Source organism: Moritella sp. (genome assembly GCF_033791185.1).
Taxonomy (GTDB): Bacteria; Pseudomonadota; Gammaproteobacteria; order Enterobacterales; family Moritellaceae; genus Moritella.
Genome location: NZ_JASJHF010000132.1, coordinates 1 through 6,121 on the forward strand (window position 1 = coordinate 1; position 6,121 = coordinate 6,121).

Sequence of the window (6,121 nt, forward strand, 5' to 3'; positions counted from 1 at the left end):
TTCCTCAATAAGCAAATATTGATCACGTTCGTAAAGCGATTATTGAAAATATCACTAAGATGCTCGCCTGCAGCATTCGGTTCCCGAAAATATACGAGCTCCAACACTCGCTGTACCCACATCAAATTCATCAACCAAACCTGTAAGTCCAGAGCCTGTAATAATTGTGGCACCAAAGCCACACATTGCTGGGTGCAAAACCAGCAATGTGTCAGATTGTGAATGGCAAAACTACACTGAATACCAGCCGGAGTCTTATTTGATGAAGTAAGCTCCCGTGGGGTTCAAGGTAGCATTGCGATGCTTCGGCGTTATGTTCGACAGTTTAAGGAGCAAAAAACTGAACCGATTGTTCGCTTCGAGACCTTGCCTGAGGAACAAATGCAAATTGACTTCACCATAATTCACCGAGGTAAATGGCCTTTAAAAGACAAACTAAATGCTCTTCAACTCATGTCAAAGTGTCCAGCTTTCATCTTAGCGATGTATTATAGCGAACGTTAAACCCTGTATAAACACACAGTTAAATACTGTATAATTTACACGCCAGTCTGTTAACTAAGTGGATGTTTTATGCGAGTACTTTGCTCTGAGTGTGGCGATAAAAGCCGCATACAAAAAACGAATAGAATTTCGATTGAATACACTGATTTATATTGCAGTTGTAGTAATCCAGAATGTGGCCATTCATTTGTAATGAATCTAAGCTTTAGCCACACATTAAGTCCGTCAGCAAAAAGCGCTAGTAAGCTGGCCTTTGAAATGCTGAAATCACTCGATCCCAGCCTACAGAAAGAACTTAAGCAGAAGCTTGCAATGTTGTAATAGCAGAACCTGGTTAAGAGGGCTTTGCTATTACAACATCTAAAATTGTTCATTTGGTCTAATCAATCGACTTATCTAAACGTTCGGTACTACAAGATCCATTCAAAACACCCATACGCCTTACCGTCTGCATTCATTGTCTGCAGAGTCGTTCCATTACTATCTACAGTAATAAGATACCGGTTGATACACGGCTCATCATTTAACGCTGTAATAATACTGCTTGCATCAACCACCTTTCTTTTCTAATACTCGACGCTGAAACAGCTTAGTAAGACTCCACTTAAACTTAATTTTTTTCATATCTACTAACTCCATATCTATAATTTAATGTCGGTATTTATTAATAAGATCCTGCTGTCACCACGTAGCTAAGCAGCAACGCGGTCTACTTGTGCCATATTAGATCCAACAAGGGCTTGCGCGACAGGTGGACACACCGCGTTACCGCACCTGGCCACTTGCTTTGCTTTCGATAGTTTTTTACCCGCGCTGTCATGACTAATAAGATAACTCGCTGGAAACCCTTGAGCGGCGAATAACTCATGGGGCTCAAGCATACGCATGCCTATATCAATAATTTGATAATCTTCACCTTTAATCGTAACCAACCCAAAACGATCTCGAGTCGTCACGGTATGCAATGGCTTATCACATCGATGAGGATTGCCGGTGCCGTAGTACTCCACTAAAAACGCCCTTACCTCACCGATATGAAAACCGCCTGCAGAAATGGTATGCACCGGTTCATTTGTGCAGTGACCGATATTAGTACCGCGCAGTTTAACCATATGACTGGTCACTAATGCGAAATGACCTCCTTTCACTTGGGCGCAAATTGTTCTTAATGGCTCATCTGCAGGCATATTTCGTTGACTAGAGGCATTCGCATGTTCTGTAATAAATGGCATTGAACATTCAGCCGGTACAACAAAAGGCTTATCTGCATTGAATATAAATTTGTCTAAGCCCTTCGCTATTCTTTTCATCGTATTTTCTGCTAATGGGCGTTTTCGGTTAAAAATAGATCTAACCGGAATATGCCAATCAATAATATCCGCCGCCGTTCTATAAGGTTGTAAGCCTTTGCCGTGTGTCGGCGCGGGCCACTCAATCGGTTGGCCATCATTTCTTGCGACTAAAAATAAACGCTTTCTAATGGTCGGAGCACCATAATCACAAGCAGATAATATTTTCCATTCAACGGTATAGCCTAAGCCTTTCTCTATCGCGGATAAGTCAAAATCATCACCTAACGCATATTTCACATCATCAATAGCGGGATGATCAAGTGATAAGCCCGTTGAAAGTGCGGCAACAAATGCCTTAAATGTTTCGCCTTTTCGCTTTTTACAGGGTTTACCATCAAGTACTGGTCCCCAAGTTAAAAACTCTTCCACATTCTCTAACATGATCATGCGGACAGGAACCAATGCAGCCCAACGAACGGCGACCCAAGCTAATCCACGAATATGTTTATTTACAGGCGTAGCACCTTTCGCTTTTGAGAAATGTTTACAATCCGGTGAAAACCAAGCCAAACCGACCGGGCTACCATTACATGCTTCGACCGGATCAACATCCCACACTGATTCACAATAATGCCTTGTCTCTGGATGATTCATTTTATGCATATCGATAGCATCCTGGTCATGGTTAATTGCAATATCAACATGTCTGTTTAAACCTAATTCCATACCTGTAGAAGCACCGCCACCACCCGCAAAGTTATCAACAACAATTTCACCTGGTTTAAGCATGTTGATACTCCATATGTTCCACCACCCGTTTCTTATTACGCATATTCCCACCCATTTTTACCTCTCGGTATTAAGTAACCTTCTTCACCCAGCGCCTTCAATATTGCGCTAATCTTCTCTGATGCAATGCCACTGAAATGCTCACGCGCACAGGCAATATTGGGGCGCTCAATCGAAGCGATTGAAACGGTCATCAAAACCAACATTTAGCACACGGTTGCAGCGCAAAACAGGAACGATTTAACTCGACCTGGTGACGTTGTAACTGCACGGCTAAAGCGGTATTTACCCGACTCAAGCACAAGGCTAACTAACCCCATTACAATAGGAAGTCCAGCAGGCAATCCAAGGTTATACATAAAAATATACGTGAGATATGCAGATACAATGGCTGCCGATATCCCCGTTATTATTGCGTGGTCGTTACGTTTTTTAATATTCTTCATTACATTTATGGCCCTCACAAATTAATTGGCCAACATAGATAAAATTAACGATGCTGCCGCTGTTTATTTTTTTCTTCCACCTCAAATAGCAACATCATTAGATACTCCACAACATCACGGTTATCATTCACGGTATCTTGCGCTGCAGCGATATCGATAAAATCTTTAGCACGCTCTTGTAAAACGTTCATAACTGACCTCAATAAAATACGACGGTGCAAGCGCACTGTAGCTTTGGGGATGTGTAACTATAAATAACTCACGGTTTTTAATTATCGCAGTGCTTCGTCCCCCCCAATCCCAACTTTCCCAGTCTTCCCAACCAGGCACAAAATGAGTGGTATTTGTTCTCTCACAATCGGGACTATCCCAGCCGTCCCATACCTCAGGCACGTCAGGTTTAATGTCGATCAACTCTGCAGGGTGATAGTGACCATCAGCATAATAATTACCCCTCAATTTTATCAGGTGGTCATCGCCGACCTTAATATGAGCGCCCTTTTCCAGAACCGTGACCAGGTGATCATCAAAATTAATACCGCGCCTTTTCAAAAGCGCTTTAATGCCAGTATTTAATCTGCCGCTTGGGGAGCGCGTACAGTTAGTGACAGAACTCCGAGACTAAACCAAATTCATTTTATTGCGGATAACCAAACACCACTCCAGAGCAGGGCATGCAGATATATGAAGCTGATTCGACATTGCTGTAAAACTCACTCTCGTCACCACAGCAATTGCAATGCTGCTTAATCATATCCCCTGCTTTTCTTAATTTACCGACAACACCTTCAAGATAAGAACCCGCGTACTCATCCGTAGCCGGCTTTTTCTTTGGTCTTATGTATTTATCGAAGAAGTCAGCCTTTGATAACGGGACAAAACGACTCTCTTTAGTGTTGTTTTCGTTTCCAGTAGCCTCCGGCTGGCTCTGGTTACAGTTATTTTCAGTGCTCCAAGACGTAGCTCCGCTACTTTTTAGGGCCTTGTCCGCACTCGCTAGGGCAGATTTACTTACTAATTTAAAATTACCGTTTGTGGTGAGTATCGTTTTACAAAGCCAAGAAAAACCAATGACCTTACGTAGCGTTTCGCCATAACGATTTACACTTTTTTCAACAACCAATTTGGCTTCTTGCGCAGTTTCACAGAATTTAGCCCAACGGCTTTTATCAGCATGGTCAAACATGGCTAAACAATCAGGGTTAAACACCACATCTTCACGTTTAGCACGGCGAACCGTTCGCCATAAACTCACCGATACACTACCGAATGACTGGAACTGTTTAATACGGTGAGTTGACGACCAGGCGCGGGCTTTAAAAGCGTTAAGTTCGGAATCACTTTCTGGTAAGAATGAACCCGTCACATTTTTAGCGATGTATTTGGCGATATAGGCAGTAGCACCGCCTTTTTCTGGGTCATTTTCTTCCACTACAAAGCGTGGCGTAATATCATCCCCAAGTTCTTCTCTATCTTCTTGCGTGGCATAGTGCTGCATCACTTCAATTATTCTCGCTTTATCGTCTGGATGACAAAATAAAAAGTAATGACCATGAACAGTACCGTCTTTGTGTGGTTCAGATACGCGAGTACCAAAGAAATCAATATCCTCTTTCCCTAGCACCGCACGAACAAAACCCCACAATTTCATCATACGTCTCGCGCCTTTTTTCACGCTTGAGCCATCCCATTTACTCGAATTTCGGTGATATTTACTTGCTAATGTCCATGTAAAAAATAGCGCTGTATAACCTTTACTTACCGCTAATTCCTCAAAACCTCTGGTTTTTACCATCATTTCGATATGACGGTTTCGAGGGTTTGACGTGGTACGTTTAACAACTTCTTTTAAATCATACTGCTCACCAGTGTCTTCATTCACTAGACATGTCGCTTCAATAAAAGCCATGGCTTTACGTTGTGACTCAGTCCAATTTCCATAAGAAATATCAGATATCATTTTTGATTGATGCTTACCATTCCCTACACGGCCTAGCGCTATTTGAGTGTACTCAATGTAGAAACGGCGCAAAGATAAAAACTGTTTCAAAATCCAGTCATCACAAATCATTTTTTTAATGGCAACTTCTAAATTTTCTGTTGTTAAGTTCTTTTTATCGGACATTGGCGCAACAAGGTAATACTCACTCAACTTATCGCGTATCAATGCATACGCGTCAAAAAGTGAGTTCATGTAGGCATAGCCATCATCACCGTCCTCATCTTCATGGTCGTCAAATTCAACAGAGCCGATTAATTTAATGTTGTGGTTAACTAATTTTTGAGTCAGTTTCTTTAACTCTTCATCCTGCATCAATACAAAGTGGTTAAGCGCTTCCATGCCATGGATGCGCTCTTTTTCTATTCCGTTCCTTGAGTCAACAAAAGGGAATTCCTTTTCAATCAATACAGCCGCTTTTAAGCCATCGCTAACCACCTCATCAGCATATAAATCTATATTGCGTTGTGAGGCACTACCGCGTTTTTTACGTGCTTGTATTTTTTTCATTACATCGTTCTTCACCACAACCGGCAAGCTTGGAAAATGGTGACGAGCGAATATAGAGCCGTGTTGTATTTTCAAGATAATTCACCAAACAACCGTTTTTTTCTTTTAGGCTCAAGAAACGAAATACGGCTGTTCAAATCACACTTTCCCACGCCGCGCTCGACTTTTTTACTATCAACAATCAGTTGCAGGTCGACACGTAAATGTCGGAGGTGCGTTAATCCACATACTCTTTCTTCGGAGGTTAATTTTTTCATTGGTGCACACCTATTTAAAAAGGTAATTCCTTTGCGTATTTAAACCATTCCAGTCTTTCAACAAGTGATTTAGGTTCTTTTTTATTTCTTTCCATCTGCAATAACATTCTCAAAGCATCATCCTTATCAACGGCTATAAACCGCGTAAACTCGGCAACCTTTTGCATAAACTCATGATTATATAGACCAGCAGAAGCGCAATCCGTAGAGCGAGCAATACGTACATACCGCCACATTTTCTTATATTCTTTTATGCGTAAAATAGGGTTATGTGATTTCAGCGCCCAACCACCATGATGTTTAACCGCTTCTACATCAGTAAGT

8 protein-coding genes and 1 pseudogene are annotated in these 6,121 nt (G+C 41.7%); 2 read left to right on the top strand and 7 right to left on the bottom strand.

Features of this window, described 5'->3' with window-relative positions:
- Positions 1 to 35: 35 nt before the first annotated feature.
- Both QNK26_RS07840 and QNK26_RS07845 read left to right on the top strand, forming a co-directional pair.
- Positions 36 to 213, top strand: a pseudogene (locus tag QNK26_RS07840) (transposase zinc-binding domain-containing protein); the annotation flags it as partial.
- A 360-nt stretch (positions 214 to 573) separates the two neighbouring features.
- Complete coding sequence (locus QNK26_RS07845; protein ID WP_319222034.1) at positions 574 to 825, top strand: ogr/Delta-like zinc finger family protein; 252 nt, start codon at positions 574 to 576, stop codon at positions 823 to 825.
- A 371-nt stretch (positions 826 to 1,196) separates the two neighbouring features.
- Here QNK26_RS07845 and QNK26_RS07850 read toward each other — a convergent pair whose 3' ends face one another.
- From QNK26_RS07850 to QNK26_RS07880, 7 genes are all read right to left on the bottom strand, one after another.
- Positions 1,197 to 2,585, bottom strand: a complete 1,389-nt coding sequence (locus tag QNK26_RS07850; protein WP_319222036.1) for a DNA cytosine methyltransferase — start codon at positions 2,583 to 2,585, stop codon at positions 1,197 to 1,199.
- A gap of 35 nt (positions 2,586 to 2,620) precedes the next feature.
- On the bottom strand, positions 2,621 to 2,779 hold the full coding sequence (locus QNK26_RS07855) for a hypothetical protein (RefSeq protein ID WP_319222038.1): 159 nt from the start codon (positions 2,777 to 2,779) through the stop codon (positions 2,621 to 2,623).
- A 12-nt stretch (positions 2,780 to 2,791) separates the two neighbouring features.
- Entirely contained in the window at positions 2,792 to 3,031 is a 240-nt protein-coding gene (locus tag QNK26_RS07860) for a hypothetical protein (RefSeq protein WP_319222039.1), read from the bottom strand.
- Between the two features lie 44 nt (positions 3,032 to 3,075).
- Positions 3,076 to 3,222, bottom strand: coding sequence for a hypothetical protein (locus QNK26_RS07865; protein ID WP_319222041.1), 147 nt, complete (start codon positions 3,220 to 3,222; stop codon positions 3,076 to 3,078).
- Between the two features lie 446 nt (positions 3,223 to 3,668).
- Positions 3,669 to 5,615 (bottom strand): replication endonuclease, encoded by a 1,947-nt coding sequence (locus QNK26_RS07870; protein ID WP_319222043.1) that lies wholly within the window; start codon positions 5,613 to 5,615, stop codon positions 3,669 to 3,671.
- The gene (locus tag QNK26_RS07875; protein WP_319222044.1) at positions 5,612 to 5,797 is read right to left on the bottom strand and encodes a hypothetical protein; all 186 of its coding nucleotides are present in this window, start codon (positions 5,795 to 5,797) and stop codon (positions 5,612 to 5,614) included. The genes QNK26_RS07870 and QNK26_RS07875 overlap by 4 nt, the downstream gene beginning before the upstream one ends.
- 14 nt (positions 5,798 to 5,811) lie before the next feature.
- Positions 5,812 to 6,121: hypothetical protein (locus QNK26_RS07880; protein ID WP_319222045.1), on the bottom strand; the 310-nt coding region annotated here is incomplete at its 5' end.